The following is a 20,417-nucleotide window of genomic DNA, read 5'->3' as shown; positions in this document are numbered from 1 at the left end:
CTAGTAAGACCCCTTGAAGAACACAAGGTTGATAGGTCAGAGGTGTAAGCATAGCAATATGTTCAGCTGACTGATACTAATAGGTCGAGGGCTTGACCAATAAAAAAGATGATCAACAAAAATTCATGTGCAATTTTCAGAGAATAATCTGAAATCTGGTGATGATGGCATAGAGGAAACACTCCTTCCCATTCCGAACAGGAAAGTTAAGCTCTATAGCGCCGATGGTACTGCACGGGAGACTGTGTGGGAGAGTAGGACGTTGCCAGGTAAGTGTGGCTCGATAGCTCAGTTGGTAGAGCAGCGGATTGAAGATCCGCGTGTCGTAGGTTCGATTCCTACTCGAGCCACCATATATGGGGGTATAGCTCAGTTGGGAGAGCACCTGCCTTGCACGCAGGGGGTCAAGAGTTCGAATCTCTTTATCTCCACCAAATAAAAAAAAGTATTAGTAGTAATATAAAAGAATTTTTTAAATTATGCACAGAACACAACATGAATTGTGGATAATATCCACAAAAGATATAGAAACTGTGGACAAAATTAATGAATGAATAAAAATTTTACAATAAATGTTTAAGTTATGCTATTTAGATTGTTAAATTATATATATATTGATAGAATTAGATGGTAGAATAAATTACAGTAGAAGTAGAAAAGGAGATTTTAAAATGGAAAATAAAGTATTAGCAACAGTTGGTTCACAAGAAATAACTGAAAAAGAATTAAATGAAATAATATCAAAGTACCCAGAAGATAGAAGAATGATGTTCGAAAGTGAGCAAGGTAAGAAACAATTATTAGAACAAGTTATTTCTTTTGAATTAATGAGCAAATTAGGTGAAGAGTTAAAATTAAATGAAACTGAAGAATACAAAGAAACAGTTAATCGTTTAGCTAAAGAAATATTAACTCAAATGACTATTGGAAAAATATTAGCAGATGTAACAGTTACTGATGAAGAAGCTAAAGAATACTACGATGCTCATAAGGAACAATTTGAAGAACAAGCTACTGTTTCAGCTAAGCATATATTAGTTGAAAATGAAGATGATGCTGTTAAGATAAAAGAAGAAATAGATAATGGAATAAGCTTTGAAGAAGCAGCTATGAAATATTCAAGCTGTCCATCAAAGGAACAAGGCGGAAACCTTGGAGCATTTGGTAGAGGAATGATGGTTCCAGAATTCGAAAATGCTGCATTTGAAGCAGAAATCGGAAAAGTTACAGAACCAGTTAAGACTCAATTTGGATATCACTTAATTTTAGTTGATGCTAAAAATGAGCCAAAGACAAAATCATTTGAAGAAGTGAAAGATGCAGTTGTTCAACAATTAATCCAAGAAAGACAACAAAGAAAATACTTAGATGTATTAAAAGAATTAGAAGCTAAATACGGAGTTACTAGAAAGTAATATCAATTAATTTAAAAAGGTAATTTTCATTAGAAAATTACCTTTTTGTTATATATAAAACTATATCAATTAAACTACTATTTCTTGAGGTATTATTTCACGAAAATCAGTAATGAAATTATCAGCTAATGAAAGGATATCATTTTTATCATTTAAGCTTCTAATATCTTCCACACCTATAACTTTCATTCCAGCCTTCTTTGCCCCCTTAACAGCTTGGATAATATCTTCGAACACAACACATTCTTCAGGACATACTCCTAATTTTTTTGATGCTAGAAGATATACATCAGGCTCATGTTTCCCAACTGATACTTCATCTGTAATAGTTATTGAATCAAAATAATTATATATTCCATTATTTTTTAAAACGGCTTCTAAAAGATGAAGAGAATTGCTAGTAGCCAATCCTATTTTAATATTTGATTTTTTTAAGAAATTAAAAAATTCTATTACACCATTTTTTAATTTTATATCTGTTGAATAGTGATAATAAGCCATATCACTCCATGATTTCTTTATTTCGTCTAAGGAATCTTCTAATTTGAATCTTTCCTTAAAATATACAGCAACTTGATTAAAACTTAAATGGCCAATTTCATCATTTAAATTTTCCGGAACTTCTATATTTTTTTCACCAAGATAATCCATATCTATTTGCTCCCAAACCCACATAGAATCAATTAAAGTTCCATCTAAATCAAAGATTGCTGCTTTTACGTTATTAAACATATTCTGCCCCCTTTTAAAGCTAAAAATAAACTGTAGAATAGAGTTTTATCCTACAGTAATTATACAAGTATATTTAGTTATATGCTATGTTTTCTAAAAAGTTCTATGAAAAATCTTAGTTTTTTCTGCATCAAGCAAGTCTTCAAAATTTTCGATTCCAAGTCTTTTAAATAAATCCACCAATATATCACTATGTGTAGCTATTTTTATTGGTGATGAATATGCAAAGTCTGTAACCGATTTTGTTCCTTCCTCAACTGCAATTATACGTTTAGGTCCACCAACGCATCCTCCAACACACCCCATACCTTCTATGAAATTATAATCGCATGAAGAACCGATGACTTCATTTAATAATGCTTTGCACTCTTTTACTCCACTAGCATTTTTACCTATAAATAAGTTGGATTTTTCAGGGAACAATTCAGATACAGCTTCAGAAATAGCGGTTGTTACTCCGTTTGCTCGTGCATATATTCTACCGCCTCTAGAAGTATACTCACCTGAAATTGTTTCTGGTAGTGAAGCTGGTTTAATATTAAGAGTATTAAATAAACCTTGCAACTCTTCAAATGTAAGAACTAAGTCTACATCACCAATCAAGTCTTTTTCTCTTGCTTCAGCTTTTTTCGCTATGCAAGGTCCTATGAATACCACTTTAACGTCTTCATTCAATGTTTTGATTACTCTTGCAGCAGCAATCATCGGCGATACTGAAGGTGTGACATGCTTGACTAAATCATTATATACACCCTTAATCATTCCAATCCACATTGGGCAGCAGCAAGAAGTAATTAATAGATCATCTGTACTCTTTACATGATGATTGAATTCAAAAGCTTCTTTTATTGTGAGCATATCAGCAGCAAAAGCGACTTCTATCATATCTGTAAATCCCATTTTTATGAAAGCTGTTCTTAGTTGATCCATAGTAATAGTGTCTCCAAATTGACCAATTATAGCAGGGGCAACGGCTGCAATAACTTTAGTATTATTTTTAAGTAAATCTAACAGCGGTATAAGTTCTATTTTGTCAAGATATCTTCCGTCATGACAAGTAGTAACGCATACTCCACAATCAGTACATAGGTCAGTATTAATATATGTATTACTTGAAATTGGATCTTTTAGAATTGCATCAAAAGGACATGATCTTTGGCAAGCTGTTTTTCCATCATTACCTGTATGGCAAGAAGAACTACATTTTGAGATTTTCTCAACGAGCTTGTTTTTAACAGAATAATCTGTAATAGCTTTCTTTAGATTATAAATATAATCACCATCTGATTTAACAGAGACACCACATAAGGATGAGATTATTGATTTGATTTCTTCTTCAGAATATTCTTCAGATTTAATAATATTATTGATTTCTTCATCAAATGTATTATTATAATAAGAAGAAATAAGTTTAGTTAATATATCATTGTATTTTTTATGCATAAATTTCACTCCTAAAAACTTTCACTCAATATGTTTATATTATTTATATTTTTGACAATAATAATACTTATAATGCTGAAATATTATAAAGAGAGGAAATAAGGTATGATGTGGTTTGGTTTGGGATATGTTTTAGTTGTTATAGTAACTTTAGCTTTATGTAAGGCTGCAAGCTCAGATAGGGAATATACTGAAAGATATGATGAAAAAGAAAATTTATAAATATAAATAGAATAAATATAGAAATAAAAAAAGACTATGAGTTAGCTCATAGTCTTTTTGTGGTCGGGGTGACAGGTCTCGAACCTGCGACCTCATGGTCCCAAACCATGCGCGCTACCATCTGCGCCACACCCCGTTACGACATGTTATATTATATGCAAAAATAGTACAATTGTCAACTTTGTTTACTTTTTATTTAAAAAAACATTACAATTTTGTAATGTTTGTGATATTATAAAAATATAATATCTATAACAAGGTGTTAATCGAGAGAAAATTTATATTGAATAAACAGGGTTTAAATAATTTTACTTCTTATTTATTAAGGTAAGAAGTTATAAGTTATAATAAATAATGGTAAAGTTATCTAGAGATATATAATTACTAACAGGGCTTAGTTGAAGCATCTTATAAAAACAATTATATTTGGGAAAAGTTGTATTATAATTGACACAAGTTAATGTAAACAATATCAATTGTAATATATATTTACAAAATTGTTTTAAAAAAATAGTTGACTTTAAGGAATATGTAATAATTAAGGTTGTACCATTAAAGATGTGATGATATAATATTAGATGTATTTCTAGTAAGAAACACAGAATTTGAAAGGGGGGTAGGTTCATAAAGAACCGATATACTCATGAGAAAGAAGATTGTTGCTGCAATTATTGCAGGCATGTTAGTTGTAAGTTCTGCTGTACCAGCATACGCTACTCCAACTAACACTGAGGTAAATCAAGTAAGGGATGAATACACAGAATTAGGTGCAAAAATATCAGACATACAACATAAAATAGATGATTTAAACGTTAAAATAGAACCACTAGTACAAAAAGTGCAAAATAATAAAGTTGAAATTTCTAACACTAAGAAAGAAATGGATACTACTCAGAAAGAAATGGAACAAACTAAAGAGAAGATGAAAAGTCAAGAAGAAGTTCTTGGAGGAAGACTTAGAGAACTTTATAAGTCAGGTGGACAAACTAGTTACCTTTCATTAATCTTTGGAGCTGATAGTTTCTCAGATCTAATAGGTAGATTAGATTCTGCAAATAGATTAGTAGAACTTGATAAGAGTGTTGTAGATGAGCTACTTGCAAATCAAAAGAGCTTAGATAGTAAAATTACATCTCTTCAAGATAAGAGTAAGAAACTTGAGCAATTAAACACTGAGACTCAACAAGAATTAGGTAAATTCGAAAAATTAAAGAGTGATCAAGAAAAATTAGCATCTGATGCTAAAGCAGCTCAAAAAGAATTTGATGCTAAGTATCTTTCAAAGATGGAAAGACAAATAATATCAGGACAATTAGATGTTATAAATAACTCAAATAGTTCAATTGATGATTTAAAAGGTGCAGTATCACAATTAAAAGATATTAAAAATAATCAAATAAAGAGTCCAACTGTAATTGAAGAAATCGATGCAGCTATAACAAAAGGACAAAATGCAATTTCACAAAAGCAAGCTGCAGCACAAGCAGCACAGGCTTCACAAAGTGCCCCAAATAGAGGTGGATCAGCAAGTGCTGGATCATCAAATAATGGTGGTGGATCATCATCAAACGGTGGCAGTACTCAATCAGGTAGTGTACAAGCTGTATTAAATATGGCTTATGCACAATTAGGAAAACCATATGTTTATGGTGCAACAGGACCAAGCACATTTGACTGTTCAGGTTTTACAAGCTATGTTTATAGCAAGGCAACAGGAATATATATTGGCAGAACAACATATGATCAAATCGGAGCTGGAAGAGCTGTATCAAGAGCAGAACTTAAGCCAGGAGATTTAGTATTCCCACATGCAGGACACGTTGGAATATATGTAGGTAATGGTAATATTATTCATGCACCTCGTACAGGAGATGTAGTTAAAGTATCACCAATATGGAGCTTCTACGGAGCAAGAAGAATATTAAATTAGAGTATTTTATACATTAAGGAGACCTTAGAATTTTCTAAGGTCTTTTGTTATTATACAAATATTATATGCTGTAAAATGAATAGTATTACCGAAGTTGTGAAGTAAATTTTAATAATGTATAATTAAAAAAGAAATTTAAATTTAGAAGGATGAGTAAATATGGCAATAAATAATAGTGTTGAAATAAAAGATAACGAGAATATTGATGACTTACAATTAAATGGTTTAATGCTTATACAAAAAACAGATGGTTTTAAATTTGGTGTAGATGCAGTTTTATTATCAGATTTTGCAAATGTAAAAAAGAAACATAAAGTTATTGATCTCTGTACTGGAACAGGAATAATACCATTTTTATTATATGGAAAGTACAATCCAAGTAGTATAAAAGGAATAGAAGTACAAGAAGATATGGTTGAAATGGCAAATAGAAGTGTAAATCTAAATGAAACTTATAATATTGAATTTATACATAGAGATTTAAAAGACATAGATTTTTTAAAAACAGTAGAAAAAGCTGATGTCATAACTGTTAATCCTCCATATAAATTAAACAATGCTGGAATAGTAAATCCTTCAGACAAATTATCTATTGCTAGACATGAAGTATTATGTAATTTAGAAAATGTAATAGAGGCATCAAGAATTCTATTAAAGGATAATGGAAGATTATTTATGGTTCATAGGCCTGAAAGACTGGCAGATATAATTACTTTAATGAGAAAATATAAAATAGAGCCAAAAAGAATAAGAATGGTACACCCAAATAAGAATAAAGCTCCTAATATAGTATTAGTTGAAGGTCAAAGAGACGGGGGATCATTCTTAAAATGGGATGCTCCAATATATGTATATAATGAAGATGGAAATTATTCAGATGAAATAAATAGAATCTATGGTAGAGGAGAGAATAACAAATAATGAGTGATGGAAAATTATATTTAGTTCCTACTCCAATAGGAAATTTAAAAGATATAACGTTAAGAGCGCTAGAAGTTTTAGAAAATGCAGATGTTGTTGCAGCAGAAGATACAAGGCAAACAATAAAATTACTAAATCATTTTAATTTGAAAAAAACATTAATAAGTTACCATATGCATAATGAGCAAGGTAAAAGTGATGAAATATTAGATAGATTAAAAAGTGGAGAGCAAATTGCATTAGTAAGTGATGCTGGTATGCCAGGAATTTCAGATCCAGGAAGTGTTATAGTAAAAAAATGTATTGAAGAAGGCTTAGAATTTGAAGTTCTTCCAGGGGCTACAGCTTTTGCAACTGCATTAATATATTCAGGATTGGATAGTTCAGCATTCATGTTTAAAGGATTTATTCCAAGAGATACTAAATCAAGAAAGATTATAGTTGAAGAATTAAAAGATAGAAAAGAAACTTTAATATTTTATGAGGCACCTCATAGATTACTAAGTACATTAGATTTTCTATTAAATAATTTTGGGGATAGAAATATTGCAGCATGTAGAGAACTTACAAAACTACATGAGGAAATAGTTAGAGGAAGTTTATCAGAAGTAATAGAACATTTCAATAATAATTCACCAAGAGGAGAGTTTGTTCTTGTACTTGATGGATTAAGTGAAGAAGAAATAGAAAAAGAAAAAAGAGCTGAATTTGAAGAACTTTCTATAGAAGAACATATAGTTAAATATATAGAAGAAGGTTTTAGTAAAAAGGATGCAATAAAAAAAGTTGCAAAGGATAGGAAAGTAGCTAAAAACGAAATATATAAATATTCTACAAATATATAAATTGTAATATAATAAAAAGTCACTGAGTCCGTCTCAGTGACTTTATTATTAAAAAATACAAATATATTTTAGGGGAATATATCTGTATTTTAAGTAATACTATCTCTTTAATTCAGCTAAACAGTTCTTGCAGATGTTCTTTCCTTTATAGTTAACAACATCTCTAGCATCTCCACAGAATATACAAGCTGGCTCATACTTCTTAAGGATGATTTGCTCACCATCTACATATATTTCTAAAGCATCTTTTTCTGCTATATCTAGAGTTCTTCTTAACTCTATTGGAATAACTATTCTTCCTAGTTCATCTACTCTTCTAACTACACCTGTTGATTTCATAAAAGTTTCCTCCTCAAATTATACATTAATCATAAATTGCAAAATTCATAAATATTCGACAATTTACTATGTTATCTTACCAAAATTGTAATTTAAAGTCAACAGTAAAAATATTAAGTTTTATTAAACTACAAAATTTACTATTAAATACTACAATAATTAATATACTACCAAATTCTAGAAATGTCAATAGTTTACAAATTAAATTTTGGTACCCAACTATTATAAAACTAAAAATGGCTTGTTTACAAGGGTTAAAAGGAAAAAATATTAATAAAATGCGAAAATATTTGTAAAAAAGGTGAAAAACTTTTGAATCATATAGAATTAATAGATAAAAAATATTGAAATAAAAGTCCGAAAATATAAAAATTTGTTGAAAAATAATATAAATTGAATATATGCATACTAAAGGAATTTCTAAATATCATAAAATCATTTAATTAAATGATGTTTGCAAGAAAAATATGTGTAAATATATGTTTAAATATATTTAATAGGGAAAGAATAAAATATAATAATGGTAAAAGTAACTTGTAATAAGTTTATCTATACTATATAATAATATTAAGACTTATATGGAGGTAAAGGTGAAGATCGATGAGTAACAAAATTAATGCAGATTATATTAATGAACTTGCTGAAGAAATGTCTAAAGGAAGTATGATTTCTTATGATGATTTGCCAAAATATGATTTATTTTTATCTCAGGTTATTGATTATTTAAATGATAAATTTGCTGATGATAAATATACTAATAATATAGTTCAAAATTATATTAAGAGTGAAGTCATAACAAAGCCTGAAGATGGCAAAAAAAGAGGATATACTAAAATACATTTAGTTCAATTAGTGCTACTTAGTTATATGAGACCTATACTTACTACGGAAGAAATAAAGAAAGTATTTAGCTTAGCATTTAATGAAATTAATGATAGAACTGATGATATCATATCATGGGAAACAGCATATAAAATGTTTGCAGAAACTCAGAAAGAAAGCTTAGATTCATTTTTATCAACATCTGTAGATACAGAAGAAAGACTAGATGAAATAGTTAAACAATTAAAATTAAATGGTAATGAAGAAGAAAGAATTAGAACTTTCTTATTAGTACTATCTTTAATAGCTCAAGCAAGTGTAATCAAAAAGTTGGTACAAAAGATAGTAAATGAATATCACGAAGATTAAATTATAGAGATGATGCTAGTACATCATCTTTTTTATATTTTAAATATTTTTCTTGTAAAGTTATAAAGTTGCATATTTATAATTTATAAGGGGGGATTATAATATGGAAAGTTTTATTGAAGTGGCTAGTAATGTAGGTTTTCCTATTGCTATTTCATTATATTTGCTTATAAGAATAGAGGGAAAGCTTGAAACACTAACTAATAGCATAAATAATTTATCTAATGTTATGAGTAAACTTGAAAAGTAAGATATAATTATAATCAAGGTTAAATTTGAGAGGAAAATGCTATGAATAAAGAAGTTATAAGAGAGTCTGTAAGAGGTCTTGTAGAATTTATACTTAAGAGTGGAAGTATTGATAGTAGATTTTCTACATCGAAAAGAGCTGTTGAAGGAATAAGAGCACACCAAAAGCTTCAAAAAAGTAATGAGGAAATATTTGATAAGTATGAAAGAGAAGTTTATTTAAGTAATGAATTTGAACTTGAAGATTTTATTTTGAAAATTGATGGAAGAGCTGATGGGATAATATACGAAGAATCAAAAGTAATAATAGAAGAAATAAAATCTACATATAGACCATTATTAGAAATAGATGATTCTAATGAACTGCATTGGGCTCAAGCTAAAGTATATGGATATATATATTCTGTTCAAAATAAATTAGATAGTATTGAAATACAATTAAGTTACTATCAATTAGAAAGTAATGAAGTAAAAAGTTTTAGGCGAAATTATACGATACAAGAATTAAATGATTTTTTGAACGAAATAATACAAGGTTATGAGAAATATGTAGTTTTATCTGTTAATCATAGAGAAAATAGAAATAGATCAATAAAGAAATTACAGTTCCCATTTAAATCATATAGAGAAGGTCAACTAAAGCTTGCACGTGCTGTTTATGGGACTATGAGAGATGGAAAATTACTTTTTGCTCAAGCACCGACAGGTATAGGGAAAACAATATCTACAATATTTCCTTCTATAAAATCTGTAGGTGAGGGAATAAAAGAAAAGATTTTTTATTTAACGGCAAAAACAGTAAATAGTCAAGTGGCAGAAAATACATTGAACATACTTAGAGAAGAAGGATTAAAATTTAGGAGTATAACACTAACGGCGAAACAAAAGGTTTGTTTAAATGATAAGGTAAGTTGTAATCCTGATGAATGTAAGTATGCAGTTGATTATTATGATAAAAGTAAGGATGTTATATATTCTTTACTAAAAGAGTGTGGAAATATTGATAGGGAATTAATACTTAAATTAGCTAAAGAAAATGAGATATGTCCATTTGAATTATCATTAGATATGATTAATTGGTGCGATGGAGTAATCTGTGATTATAATTATATTTTTGATAGAAGAGTTGGACTTAAAAGAGTAGTCGAAGATATGGGGGATGAGATTGCATTACTTATAGATGAGGGACATAACTTGGTGGATCGTGGAAGAAGTATGTATTCAGCAACGCTTAATAAATCTAAATTTTTAGAGATGAGGAGAGAATTAAAAGGAAAGGTTCCAAATCTATATAATGTAGTAAATAAAATAAATGCATATTTTGTAACTGTTAGAAGAGAATGTGAAAGCAGAGAACAAAATAGTTATTATGAAAAAGAAGCACCTAAAGAATTATATAAATATCTTAGAATATTTATAGGTGAAAGCGAAGAATTATTAGTTAAGCTTAAGGGTGAACCATACTATGATGAGTTACTTGATTTATATTTTGATATAAATAAGTTTGTTGGGGTAAGTGAATATTATGGAGATGAGTATGTTACTTATGTTGAAAATGATTATAATGAGGTTAGTATAACTTTGTTCTGTATAAATCCAGCAGATAAAATTAAGGCTATAACAGATAAAATAAAAGGAACAGTAATTTTTTCGGCGACATTATCTCCAATTGATTACTACATTGAATTACTTGGTGGGAATGAGGATTCTTATAGATTAAGATTAAAATCACCATTTGATAGTAGTAAGTTTGATGCAAATGTGCATCCTGCCAATACTAGGTTTAGGTTTAGAGAGAAAACCATAAAAGATATAGAGGACAAAATTAGAGAGTTCTTACAAGAGAGAAAAGGAAATTCATTGATATTTTTTCCATCATACGACTATTTAGATATGTTTATTAAGAATATAAATAAAGAATTTGATGGTTATAAAATGTTAGTTCAAGAAAGAGAAATGAATGAAGAGGATAAAGAGCGGTTTATATCTGAATTTAGAGAAAATAATAATATGGTTGGATTTGCTGTACTTGGTGGAATATTTTCAGAAGGAATAGATCTTCCTGGAGATATGTTAATTGGTACTGTTGTTGTAGGTGTAGGTTATCCCCAAATTTCTATAGAGAGAGAAATTATTAAAGATTATTTTGAAGGTAAGGGATATGATTATGCATATATATATCCTGGGATAAATAAAGTCCTTCAGGCTGTTGGAAGAGTAATAAGAACAGAAGAAGATGAAGGTAAAGCATTGCTTGTAGATGATAGATACTTAACATCAAAATATAAAAGTTTGCTTCCAAGAGAGTGGGATATTAATTAAGGATTATTTGTATTAAGAATATGATATAAAAAATAGATAAACAAAAAAAGTCCATTTGAGGACTTTTTTATTTATCTTGATTGAATATAGCATACTAGGCATATTACTCAGATAGAGTTAATGTATAACTACATTGGAAAGTATCATTAACATCTAATTTTTCTATTCCAGCTTTATCTTTAAGTTCTCCAGTAAAATCAGAATAATCAGCATGTCCATACCAAGGTTCTATACATACAAATGGAGCTCCTTCTGCTTTAGACCATAAACCCATGAATGGGAATCCTTCGAAATCCATAGTGAGAGACTTACCATGATTCTTTGATTTTAGAGATATCTTATTTGATTTTAGATTATCAAAGACTAAAGCATCACCTGCAAATAATTCTTTGCTTAGTGGGATTATGTTTTCATCATTTAAATAATCTTTTCTTTCATGATTAAAATATCCATCTTTAGTAAGAAGCATAGTATCAACTGTTTCTTTTTGGTTTAATTCAAAATAATAATCATTCATAGTTTCATTTTCTTCAATTGGGCATAAAAATGCTGGATGTGCTCCAATTGAGAAGTAAATTATTTTATCATCTAGATTCTTTACTATATAAGTAACCTTAACACCACTTTCAATAAGATTATATTTAATTTGTAGTGAAAATTTATAAGGATATACCTTTAATGTATCATTAGAATACCTTAACTCAAAAGTTATTGAGTCCTTAGTTTGATTTATCATTTCAAAATCAGAAACTCTTGCAAGTCCATGCTGAGGAAGGTTATATGTAGCTCCACAAGCTCTATATTCACCGTTATTGACTTTACCTACTATAGGAAATAATATTGGAGAATGATATTTCCAATGCTTTGGATCTCCATTCCATAAGAATTCGATTTCATTTTTCTTTGAAATTAAGTTGTGAAGTTCTCCACCATAAGTGCTAGCAGTTATTTTAGTTGATTCATTTTCAAGTGTATACAACAAATGAAACACTCCCTTTCATATTAAATTACACACTTTATATTCTAAATTATGGAAATTGAGTGTATAATAATCTTAATTTTAACTATATTATAAATTATACTATAGTAGAAAACGTTAATAAACACATATATTAAATAGATAAAAGATAAAATAGTAGAAGTATAATAAATATATTTTGCTACAAATAATAATAAGTGATATATTATAAAATAAAACATTAAAAATAAAATAATAGTATTGGTGAGATGATGAAAAAAAATTCTAATAACAGGTCAATGATAGACACATTTTTATATTTATTTGTTAAGGTTAAGAGAGATGATATTTTTGCTCTAGCATCGCAGTTAGCATATTATTTAGTAATATCATTCTTTCCTTTTTTAATTTTTCTAATTACTCTAGTAGGATTTAGTAATTTAAATTCTATTGAGGTTTTGGATGGATTGCAAAGGATATTACCAACAGCAGTATTTGAGTTAACTAGCACAACAATAGAAGAAGTTGTAAATTCTCAGAATACAGGAGTGTTAGGGGTATCAGTAATATTAACAATTTGGTCTGCTTCTTCTGCATTTAGAGCCGTAACAAAAGGTGTTAATAAAGCTTATAATATAGAAGAAAATAGATCCTTTATTAAAAGATCTATAATAGGAATTATATGTGTAATAGCATTAGCATTAACAATTATTAGTACACTTGTTGTGCTTGTATTTGGTAATCTAGTAGGTGATTTTTTAAATACAGTGCTGCCTTTTGAGCACTTGATAAACTTTATTTGGAATATATTAAGATACGTAATTATAATTGTTATGATGATTATTGTATTTGCTGCAATTTATAAAGTGACTCCAGCTAGGAAAGTTAAATTCAGAAATGCAATACCAGGAGCTATAATATCAACTCTTGGATGGTTAGTAGCTTCATTAGGTTTTTCATTCTATGTAAATAATTTTAGTCATTACTCTAGACTTTATGGCAGCATTTGGACAGTATTTGTTTTAATGATTTGGTTATTTATAACATCAATTGTATTTATGTTTGGAGTAGAATTAAATTCTGTTTTAGATAATGAGAGAAGAAAGGGGATATATTAAAAATATATCCCCTTTCTTCTCTAAGAATCTTGTTTTAAATTTAGAAATTTATTTTGAATATCCGTTAGGGTGATTTTTATGCCATTTCCAAGCGGTTTCTATTATTGTTTCAACGCTATTGAATTGAGGCATCCAATGAAGCTCTTCTACAGCTTTATCACTTGAAGCGATAAGGACTGCTGGATCTCCAGCTCTACGAGGGGCCACCTCAGCTGGTATAGGATGTCCAGTAACTTTTCTTGCGATTTCAATCATTTCTTTAACTGAGAAGCCAGTTCCATTTCCTAAATTATAGATTCTACTTTCTCCACCACCCATTAATCTTTCAAGGGCAAGGGAGTGAGCAGAAGCTAAGTCTGACACATGTATATAGTCTCTTACACAACTTCCATCTTCAGTGTTATAATCATCACCGAATATCATTATTTTATCACGCTTACCTAAAGCAACATCTAAGATAAGTGGAATTAAATGAGTTTCAGGAGAATGATCTTCACCTATTTTTCCATTTATATGAGCACCAGCTGCATTAAAGTATCTAAGAGTAGTATACTTTATTCCATAAGCATGATCGCACCAATTTAATATTTTTTCAACAATAAGTTTTGACTCACCATAAGCATTTGTTGGTATAGTCTTACTTTCTTCTAATATTGGAATTTCGTCAGGTTCTCCATAAGTAGCAGCTGTTGATGAGAATACTATATGTTTTACATTATAATCTCTCATTGCCTCAAGAAGATTTATAGTTCCATAAACATTATTGTTAAAATATTTTAGTGGTTCAGTCATACTTTCTCCAACTAAAGAATAAGCAGCAAAATCAATTACAGCTTCTATATTATTTTCACTAAATATTTTATCTAGTATCTTTCTATCTCTTAAATCACCAATGTATAATTTTCCACCAAGAAGTGCATCTTCATGTCCTTTTTCAAGATTGTCTAATATAACAACTTCATTTCCGTTTTCTAATAATTCAGCAACCATATGGCTTCCAATGTACCCAGCGCCTCCGCAAACTAATATTGACATGTAATCCCTCCAATTATAATTTATAGCTTAATTTACCATCATAATAATTATACCATCAAAATTATACAAATATAATACTGTAACTTGAATAATATTTACAATTAAGGAAATACTTTTAGGTATAATTGCTCAGGAGGTATAAGAATGAATAAAATAGTATTATTAGGAAAATTAATAAGGGACCCTGAACTTAGATACCTAGAAAGTAGTGAAAAGGTAAATTCGAAATTTATTATTGCAGTAGAAAGAAGTTTTAAGTCTTTAGATGGTACAAGAAAATCAGATTTAATACCTATAACTGTATGGGGAAAGAAAGCGGAGGTAATATGTAAGTATCTTAGAAAAGGTGATTACATAAGTTTAAGTGGAAGACTTAGAACAGGAAGTTATGAAGATAAAGATGGAACTAAGAAATATATAGCTGAAGTTTCTTTAGAAGATTTTAAATTTGTTGGTAGAAGAAGAAGTGAGGCTGATATTATACATGAAGAGTGTAATAAAGTTATAGATTAGTATATACTAATCTATAACTTTTAAAAAATATGCTAGAATATATTGTAACTTTAAAGAATTATATGTTATAATAAAAATATCGGTAATGGTAACGTATTCACGTTTCAATTATGGTTGTTTAGGGGATATGAGAGAGAAAAAAAGAGCTAGGGAGCTCTTTTTTTTTATGCATATATATCCAAAAAAATACAAATGATAAGGGTGGTAAAAGTTTACATTAAATAGGAATTAATTTCCATGGAGAATAATTATAAATTAAATTAAACAATAGTCGACAAGAAAAGTATTTTTAAGTTAATTATTGCTCACTTTGACTGTTGAAATATAGATATACACCTAGAAAAGTACGAAACATGTCAATAAAAAAATATTTACAAGAACACCCTTTGACATATTTCACGACATACCTATGATATATTTTACTAGAAGGCATATTTATGGCATATAGAGGGGGATTATCATGGTTAAAGAAAAATTTGTATTTTCAAGAATAACAAACGGAATTGAAAGGAAATATAAGTACAAGCTTATAAAGAGTTTAATGGGAGAAGAAGAGGTATTTGGTATAGAAATAGAAAGAATTGATATTAAAGGGGATTTAATTATAGATTCATTTAAAGATTCAATAGATTTAATTTCACCAATAGAAGAAAAAGTTAATGCATTATTAAAGATGCTTTATGAAAATCAAGTATCACCAATTCATTTAATTGATATAATAGGACCTTACGCTGATGAGTACGTTAGTGATTTTGATAAGATAAGTTTAGAAGTACAAGTATAGTGGTGGTATAAAAAAACAAACATCTTTGATTTATAGTAAAATGTAATATATATGATATGTTACAGGGAAGGATGAATTAAGATGATAATTGGTATAGGAACTGACATTATTGAAATAGCTAGGGTTGAAAAAGCAATAGATAGAAATTCTAAATTCTTAGAAAAAATGTTTACTGAAAGAGAAATAGAGTTTTTAAGAAGCAGAAACTTTAAAGGGGAAACTGTAGCTGGATCTTTTGCAGTAAAAGAAGCAGTCAGTAAAGCTTTAGGCACTGGAATAAGGGGATTTGCTTTTAATGATATTGAAGTATTAAGAGACTTATTAGGTAAACCAGAAGTTACTTTAAGTGAAAAAATAATAAATAATTTAAATATTAATTCAGTTAATATTCATGCTAGTATATCTCATAATTTAGATACTGCCATCGCTTTTGTTGTAATTGAGGAGGCATAACTGAATGGAAATTTTAAGTAGACAAGGTTGTAGAAATATAGATAATGAAACAATTAATAAAGTAGGAATTCCATCAATAGTCTTAATGGAAAATGCAGCAAATGGAATAATTGATATTATTAAAGACATGGGGAATAAAATAGTTGTTTTCTGTGGAATAGGGAATAATGGGGGAGATGGATTAGCAATAGCAAGGAAATTACATCTATTAAATAAAGATGTAGATGTAATTTTAGTTGGAGATATAAAGAAAATAAGCAATGATTGCAATTTGAATTTGAAGATAATTAAAAATTTAAACATTCCTATTATAAATGTAGAAAGAGAAGAAGATATAAAAAACATTATAATAGAAAAAGTAGCAGGGGCCGATTATATAGTAGACTCTATATTTGGAATTGGGTTAAATAGGGATGTATCTGGTATTTATAAACATGCAATAGAAATAATAAATAAATATTCTAAATTTACGATAGCGGTAGATATACCATCTGGAATGGATTCTGATACAGGAGAAGCACTTGGAGATGCTATAAAGGCAGATATTACATGTACAGTTGAAGTGATGAAAAGAGGATTTATGTCTACTAATGCTATAGAGTTAACTGGAGATATAAAAATAGTTAATATAGATATACCAGGTTATATAAAAAAACAAAATAGTGAAAGAACTTACATACTATCAAAAGATAAATATAAGAAAATGATTCCTATAAGAAAGAAAGCAGGACATAAAGGGAATTATGGAAAGATATTGATAGTTGCAGGTAGTGAAAAATATTGTGGAGCAGCATTTATAACTACAGAAGCTTGCGTTAGAACTGGAAGTGGGCTAGTGACTTTATTGACACATAAAGATGTATCAAGTGCATTAAAAGGCAGACTTACTGAAGCTATGATACGAGAATATTCAAGTTATGAGGATATAGATACTTTAGGTGAATTTGATGTTATAGCTTGTGGGCCAGGATTTAGTAAAGCTGAAAATAGTAAAATTATTTTAAAAAAGATTATAGAGGAGACTGATTGCAAATTAGTCTTAGATGCAGATGCTCTTAATATAATAAGTAAAAATAATGATCTAATTAAAGGGTTAAAAGGTAGAACAATAATAACACCTCATCCAGGAGAAATGGCCAGATTAGTAGATAAGACTATAAGTGAAGTTGAGAAAGATAGAATTGAGATTGCAAAGAAATTTGCAAAAGAACATAATATTACAGTCTTACTAAAAGGTTATCATACAGTTATTACAGACGGTATTGATGTATTTATAAATACTACTGGAAATAGCAAGATGGCTTCAGGGGGAATGGGTGATTGTTTAACTGGAATTATAGCTTCTTTTATAGGACAAAATCTCAATATAATAGAAGGAACTCTTTTAGGTGCATATGTTCATGGGTATATAGGAGATGAATTATCAAGAAATATGTATAGTGTAAATGCAAGGGATATAATAGAAGAACTACCTAAAACAATAGAAAAATTATGTGAAAACTAGAATAAAATTCTTCCAAGTTTAATATTAGTATTAATGAGTAATTAAACAGTGGAGGGATCATGAAGTTTTTAGAAAAATTTAAAAGTATAAAAAATAAAAAAAATAAGAACATAAAGACAGAAAAAAGCAATATAAAGAAAAAAATATTAGCTGTATTATTAATGATAATACCGTTTATATCTATAATATTAGTAATATCATTTAGACATGTTACAGATCCAACAAATGAAGAAATATTAGAACATGTAAAAAATATGAAAAGATATGATACAATTGCTGAATACACTATAACTAATACTAGAGGAACATATAATGAGAAAACTAAAGTTTTATTCTGTGATGATCATGGAATCAGAATAGATTTTGGAGAAGAACTTACTAAATTTTATAATGAAGATAAAGTAACTATGGTGTATAACAAAAAGAATGAAAAATATGAGATAAAAAGAGATCTAGATAATTTATATCCATTAGGAGTAATGAGTGAAATTTTTAAGAACCCTGTTGTAGAGGTATCAGAAGGTCAGGAAGAATGGGGAGATTTAAAATACTTAAAGGTTGATTTTGATCTAATAACTAACAATAATCATATGGATAAAGCTACTCTATATATAAATAAGTCTAAAAAAGAGCCATTGTTAATAAAAATTTTTGATAATGAAGGCAAAGAAAGAGTTAAAATAGAGTATAGAGAGTTTAATAAAAATAAAGAATGTAGTGAAGAAGACTTTGCAGTTAATTAGTATATTAAAGAATGAGTTAAATATAAATAGTATTAGACATGGAATTTAATGAACTAATTCAGATGTAATTTCAAATAACATAAGATAAGTAAGATGATTACAAAGGATAATAATATTAGGATATACACTAATAAGTTTTAATGATGAGATTTTAAAATACGATATTAATAAAGAAAGTATATTCTTTAGAATATGCAAATAAACTCTCAGATATTGCAATATTAAATAAAAATATTGTAAAAGTACATATAGCGCTAGATACTGGTATATAACATATAGTTTTTTATAAACAGACAAAAGCGTAGAAGAGTAAATTTGGAATTAAATATGTATCAAATAGCTTTCTATAAGTAATTTAGAAGAATGCCATTTTGATACTGTAAAACTAGTGGTAATACTTTAAGGATATTATCAGTTTAATAAAATAAAAAATAAGGCCGGTATTAACATTAAAAGCAATGTAGTTCATCTTAGAGAAGTCGGAGAAGGAACGTACATAAGTTATTGAAAATGTTATGAAACTGTTGATACACAAATGATCGCAATATTATCTAGATGATATGCAGATGTTTATGTTAAAAATTTAAATGAAAAGAAAAAGTACTTGTAGAAAATATACTATAAATTGTTTTAGGTAATGGTTGTATGGATCAATGTATGGTTTAAGTAGCAGATATTTCAAAGATTAAAATTGAAAACAGGGTTATGTTATTAGAGAAAATAAAAATAAGGTTAATGATATAGCTAATGAATTAAATATTATTAGTTATGAAGTTATAGGTGCCATTGATAGAATATAAGCGTGTATATAAAATGGACAAGTAACAATCACTAAAAAGTATTTATAAATTAAGACAAATTAGAACAAATTTAAACAAATGTGACAAATCCTTTGACACAATGACATATTTTTATATATAATTTAAATATACATAAAAACTCTTTGGTAAATAGGGAGGAATTATCATGTCATGTCAAAAGGAATTAGAAAAAATGTATCTAGAAAAAAATAATTGTAAATATAATAGTGATAATCTAATAGTATATATAGATAGAGAAATTAGTAAGGAAACAGAAAAGCTTATGAAAAAAGGTTATCAAGAAATGGCTTTTCTAAATTTACAGTTAGCTTTGATGACAGAACATGAACTAGTTGATGTTAATGATTATGAGACATGGCTTTGCGGAGAGTGATAATTCTTATGACGACTATGGTAGTAAAAAGAGGCGATATATTTTATGCCGATTTAAGCCCGGTTATAGGATCGGAGCAAGGTGGCATAAGACCTGTGATAATTGTTCAAAATGATATAGGTAATAGGTATAGTCCAACTGTTATTATTGCGGCTATAACATCTCAAATTAATAAAGCAAAATTACCTACTCATGTTGAAATATCTTCGGAAGAATATGGTTTAAACAGAGATTCTGTTGTTTTATTGGAGCAGGTTAGAACTTTAGATAAGAGAAGATTAAAAGAAAAAATAGGACATATGACTGAAGAAGATATGAAAAAAGTTAATAAGGCTTTACTAATAAGTCTAAATTTACTTTAAAAAAAGTTTTTAAATAAGCTACGCAAATGTTTACATTGGCGTAGCTTTTATTGTTTTATAATATTTATTAAATTGAAGAAAAAGCTAGATAAATATCGAAAAATGATACACTATTAGAAATAGTATACTCTATATGGACAAATG

20 protein-coding genes, 3 tRNA genes and 2 rRNA genes are annotated in these 20,417 nt (G+C 28.4%); 19 read left to right on the top strand and 6 right to left on the bottom strand.

Translation table 11 applies throughout. The features are described from left to right. The 5 genes from K5V21_RS15350 to K5V21_RS15330 all read left to right on the top strand — a co-directional run. Nucleotides 1–100 (top strand): 23S ribosomal RNA (locus K5V21_RS15350); the annotation flags it as partial. Nucleotides 101–154: 54 nt separating this feature from the next. Further along, a 5S ribosomal RNA gene (rrf, locus tag K5V21_RS15345) occupies nt 155–271 on the top strand. A gap of 6 nt (nt 272–277) precedes the next feature. After that, nucleotides 278–353 (top strand) — tRNA-Phe (locus K5V21_RS15340). A 5-nt stretch (nt 354–358) separates the two neighbouring features. Further along, nucleotides 359–434, top strand: a tRNA-Ala gene (locus K5V21_RS15335). 237 nt (nt 435–671) lie between these two features. After that, entirely contained in the window at nt 672–1,415 is a 744-nt protein-coding gene (locus tag K5V21_RS15330; RefSeq protein WP_204594060.1) for a peptidylprolyl isomerase, read from the top strand. A gap of 69 nt (nt 1,416–1,484) precedes the next feature. Here K5V21_RS15330 and K5V21_RS15325 read toward each other — a convergent pair whose 3' ends face one another. The 3 genes from K5V21_RS15325 to K5V21_RS15315 all read right to left on the bottom strand — a co-directional run bounded on the left by K5V21_RS15325 (nt 1,485) and on the right by K5V21_RS15315 (nt 3,948). Beyond that, on the bottom strand, nt 1,485–2,147 hold the full coding sequence (locus K5V21_RS15325; protein ID WP_221862034.1) for an HAD family hydrolase: 663 nt from the start codon (nt 2,145–2,147) through the stop codon (nt 1,485–1,487). A gap of 93 nt (nt 2,148–2,240) precedes the next feature. Beyond that, nucleotides 2,241–3,590 carry a [Fe-Fe] hydrogenase large subunit C-terminal domain-containing protein gene (locus tag K5V21_RS15320; RefSeq protein WP_221862032.1) on the bottom strand — a complete coding sequence of 450 codons (1,350 nt, stop codon included), beginning with the start codon at nt 3,588–3,590 and terminating at the stop codon, nt 2,241–2,243. A 282-nt stretch (nt 3,591–3,872) separates the two neighbouring features. Continuing rightward, nucleotides 3,873–3,948, bottom strand: a tRNA-Pro gene (locus K5V21_RS15315). Nucleotides 3,949–4,455: 507 nt separating this feature from the next. On the opposite strand from K5V21_RS15315, the gene K5V21_RS15310 reads away from it, so the two are divergent. From K5V21_RS15310 to rsmI, 3 genes are all read left to right on the top strand, one after another. Continuing rightward, nucleotides 4,456–5,742 (top strand): C40 family peptidase, encoded by a 1,287-nt coding sequence (locus tag K5V21_RS15310; RefSeq protein WP_221862030.1) that lies wholly within the window; start codon nt 4,456–4,458, stop codon nt 5,740–5,742. Between the two features lie 159 nt (nt 5,743–5,901). Next, entirely contained in the window at nt 5,902–6,663 is a 762-nt protein-coding gene (locus K5V21_RS15305) for a tRNA1(Val) (adenine(37)-N6)-methyltransferase (RefSeq protein ID WP_221862028.1), read from the top strand. Then, a complete protein-coding gene (gene rsmI, locus K5V21_RS15300) occupies nt 6,663–7,508 on the top strand; it encodes a 16S rRNA (cytidine(1402)-2'-O)-methyltransferase (RefSeq protein ID WP_221862026.1) in 846 nt (281 codons plus the stop codon). The genes K5V21_RS15305 and rsmI overlap by 1 nt, the downstream gene beginning before the upstream one ends. A 99-nt stretch (nt 7,509–7,607) precedes the next feature. Here rsmI and K5V21_RS15295 read toward each other — a convergent pair whose 3' ends face one another. After that, nucleotides 7,608–7,847 (bottom strand): AbrB/MazE/SpoVT family DNA-binding domain-containing protein, encoded by a 240-nt coding sequence (locus K5V21_RS15295; protein WP_039311870.1) that lies wholly within the window; start codon nt 7,845–7,847, stop codon nt 7,608–7,610. A 600-nt stretch (nt 7,848–8,447) separates the two neighbouring features. Here K5V21_RS15295 and K5V21_RS15290 point away from each other — a divergent pair. The 3 genes from K5V21_RS15290 (at nt 8,448) to K5V21_RS15280 (ending at nt 11,609) form a co-directional block, all read left to right on the top strand. Further along, nucleotides 8,448–9,038: a DUF1836 domain-containing protein gene (locus K5V21_RS15290; RefSeq protein WP_204594054.1), complete on the top strand. Its 591-nt coding sequence runs from the start codon at nt 8,448–8,450 to the stop codon at nt 9,036–9,038. A gap of 103 nt (nt 9,039–9,141) precedes the next feature. Continuing rightward, nucleotides 9,142–9,288, top strand: a complete 147-nt coding sequence (locus tag K5V21_RS15285) for a YvrJ family protein (RefSeq protein WP_221862024.1) — start codon at nt 9,142–9,144, stop codon at nt 9,286–9,288. Between the two features lie 41 nt (nt 9,289–9,329). Then, complete coding sequence (locus tag K5V21_RS15280) at nt 9,330–11,609, top strand: ATP-dependent DNA helicase (protein ID WP_221862022.1); 2,280 nt, start codon at nt 9,330–9,332, stop codon at nt 11,607–11,609. 103 nt (nt 11,610–11,712) lie between these two features. Here K5V21_RS15280 and K5V21_RS15275 read toward each other — a convergent pair whose 3' ends face one another. Beyond that, nucleotides 11,713–12,591, bottom strand: coding sequence for an aldose 1-epimerase family protein (locus K5V21_RS15275; protein WP_221862020.1), 879 nt, complete (start codon nt 12,589–12,591; stop codon nt 11,713–11,715). A 245-nt stretch (nt 12,592–12,836) separates the two neighbouring features. Here K5V21_RS15275 and K5V21_RS15270 point away from each other — a divergent pair, with 245 nt between their 5' ends. Next, entirely contained in the window at nt 12,837–13,685 is an 849-nt protein-coding gene (locus tag K5V21_RS15270) for a YihY/virulence factor BrkB family protein (RefSeq protein WP_221862019.1), read from the top strand. Nucleotides 13,686–13,733: 48 nt separating this feature from the next. On the opposite strand, the gene galE is transcribed toward K5V21_RS15270, so the two are convergent. After that, nucleotides 13,734–14,720, bottom strand: coding sequence for a UDP-glucose 4-epimerase GalE (gene galE / locus K5V21_RS15265; RefSeq protein ID WP_221862018.1), 987 nt, complete (start codon nt 14,718–14,720; stop codon nt 13,734–13,736). A 144-nt stretch (nt 14,721–14,864) separates the two neighbouring features. On the opposite strand from galE, the gene K5V21_RS15260 reads away from it, so the two are divergent. The 7 genes from K5V21_RS15260 to K5V21_RS15230 all read left to right on the top strand — a co-directional run bounded on the left by K5V21_RS15260 (nt 14,865) and on the right by K5V21_RS15230 (nt 20,273). Further along, the gene (locus K5V21_RS15260; protein WP_221862016.1) at nt 14,865–15,233 is read left to right on the top strand and encodes a single-stranded DNA-binding protein; all 369 of its coding nucleotides are present in this window, start codon (nt 14,865–14,867) and stop codon (nt 15,231–15,233) included. Nucleotides 15,234–15,693: 460 nt separating this feature from the next. Further along, nucleotides 15,694–16,017 (top strand): DUF6514 family protein, encoded by a 324-nt coding sequence (locus tag K5V21_RS15255; protein ID WP_221862015.1) that lies wholly within the window; start codon nt 15,694–15,696, stop codon nt 16,015–16,017. An 81-nt stretch (nt 16,018–16,098) separates the two neighbouring features. Next, nucleotides 16,099–16,470 (top strand): holo-ACP synthase, encoded by a 372-nt coding sequence (gene acpS / locus K5V21_RS15250; protein WP_221862014.1) that lies wholly within the window; start codon nt 16,099–16,101, stop codon nt 16,468–16,470. A 4-nt stretch (nt 16,471–16,474) separates the two neighbouring features. Next, on the top strand, nt 16,475–17,974 hold the full coding sequence (locus K5V21_RS15245; protein WP_221862013.1) for an NAD(P)H-hydrate dehydratase: 1,500 nt from the start codon (nt 16,475–16,477) through the stop codon (nt 17,972–17,974). A gap of 59 nt (nt 17,975–18,033) precedes the next feature. Further along, nucleotides 18,034–18,717, top strand: coding sequence for a germination lipoprotein GerS-related protein (locus tag K5V21_RS15240; RefSeq protein ID WP_221862012.1), 684 nt, complete (start codon nt 18,034–18,036; stop codon nt 18,715–18,717). Nucleotides 18,718–19,683: 966 nt separating this feature from the next. Further along, nucleotides 19,684–19,911 carry a hypothetical protein gene (locus K5V21_RS15235; RefSeq protein ID WP_204594043.1) on the top strand — a complete coding sequence of 76 codons (228 nt, stop codon included), beginning with the start codon at nt 19,684–19,686 and terminating at the stop codon, nt 19,909–19,911. 8 nt (nt 19,912–19,919) lie between these two features. Further along, nucleotides 19,920–20,273, top strand: coding sequence for a type II toxin-antitoxin system PemK/MazF family toxin (locus K5V21_RS15230; RefSeq protein WP_279381501.1), 354 nt, complete (start codon nt 19,920–19,922; stop codon nt 20,271–20,273). Nucleotides 20,274–20,417: the final 144 nt, after the last annotated feature.

Origin of the sequence: Clostridium sardiniense, from assembly GCF_019753795.1 — a bacterium.
GTDB classification, from domain to species: Bacteria; Bacillota; Clostridia; order Clostridiales; family Clostridiaceae; genus Clostridium; species Clostridium sardiniense.
This window is presented reverse-complemented; position numbering and strand designations above follow the sequence as displayed.

Bases quoted from the DNA above. Each gene is read 5' to 3' on its own strand.
- rsmI (WP_221862026.1), top strand. From the start codon at position 6,663: ATGAGTGATGGAAAATTATATTTAGTTCCTACTCCAATAGGAAATTTA.
- K5V21_RS15330 (WP_204594060.1), top strand. From the start codon at position 672: ATGGAAAATAAAGTATTAGCAACAGTTGGTTCACAAGAAATAACTGAA.
- K5V21_RS15270 (WP_221862019.1), top strand. From the start codon at position 12,837: ATGATGAAAAAAAATTCTAATAACAGGTCAATGATAGACACATTTTTA.
- K5V21_RS15285 (WP_221862024.1), top strand. From the start codon at position 9,142: ATGGAAAGTTTTATTGAAGTGGCTAGTAATGTAGGTTTTCCTATTGCT.
- acpS (WP_221862014.1), top strand. From the start codon at position 16,099: ATGATAATTGGTATAGGAACTGACATTATTGAAATAGCTAGGGTTGAA.
- K5V21_RS15325 (WP_221862034.1), bottom strand. From the start codon at position 2,147: ATGTTTAATAACGTAAAAGCAGCAATCTTTGATTTAGATGGAACTTTA.
- K5V21_RS15280 (WP_221862022.1), top strand. From the start codon at position 9,330: ATGAATAAAGAAGTTATAAGAGAGTCTGTAAGAGGTCTTGTAGAATTT.
- K5V21_RS15290 (WP_204594054.1), top strand. From the start codon at position 8,448: ATGAGTAACAAAATTAATGCAGATTATATTAATGAACTTGCTGAAGAA.
- K5V21_RS15310 (WP_221862030.1), top strand. From the start codon at position 4,456: ATGAGAAAGAAGATTGTTGCTGCAATTATTGCAGGCATGTTAGTTGTA.
- K5V21_RS15255 (WP_221862015.1), top strand. From the start codon at position 15,694: ATGGTTAAAGAAAAATTTGTATTTTCAAGAATAACAAACGGAATTGAA.
- K5V21_RS15295 (WP_039311870.1), bottom strand. From the start codon at position 7,847: ATGAAATCAACAGGTGTAGTTAGAAGAGTAGATGAACTAGGAAGAATA.
- galE (WP_221862018.1), bottom strand. From the start codon at position 14,720: ATGTCAATATTAGTTTGCGGAGGCGCTGGGTACATTGGAAGCCATATG.
- K5V21_RS15260 (WP_221862016.1), top strand. From the start codon at position 14,865: ATGAATAAAATAGTATTATTAGGAAAATTAATAAGGGACCCTGAACTT.
- K5V21_RS15245 (WP_221862013.1), top strand. From the start codon at position 16,475: ATGGAAATTTTAAGTAGACAAGGTTGTAGAAATATAGATAATGAAACA.
- K5V21_RS15305 (WP_221862028.1), top strand. From the start codon at position 5,902: ATGGCAATAAATAATAGTGTTGAAATAAAAGATAACGAGAATATTGAT.
- K5V21_RS15230 (WP_279381501.1), top strand. From the start codon at position 19,920: ATGACGACTATGGTAGTAAAAAGAGGCGATATATTTTATGCCGATTTA.
- K5V21_RS15320 (WP_221862032.1), bottom strand. From the start codon at position 3,590: ATGCATAAAAAATACAATGATATATTAACTAAACTTATTTCTTCTTAT.
- K5V21_RS15240 (WP_221862012.1), top strand. From the start codon at position 18,034: ATGAAGTTTTTAGAAAAATTTAAAAGTATAAAAAATAAAAAAAATAAG.
- K5V21_RS15235 (WP_204594043.1), top strand. From the start codon at position 19,684: ATGTCATGTCAAAAGGAATTAGAAAAAATGTATCTAGAAAAAAATAAT.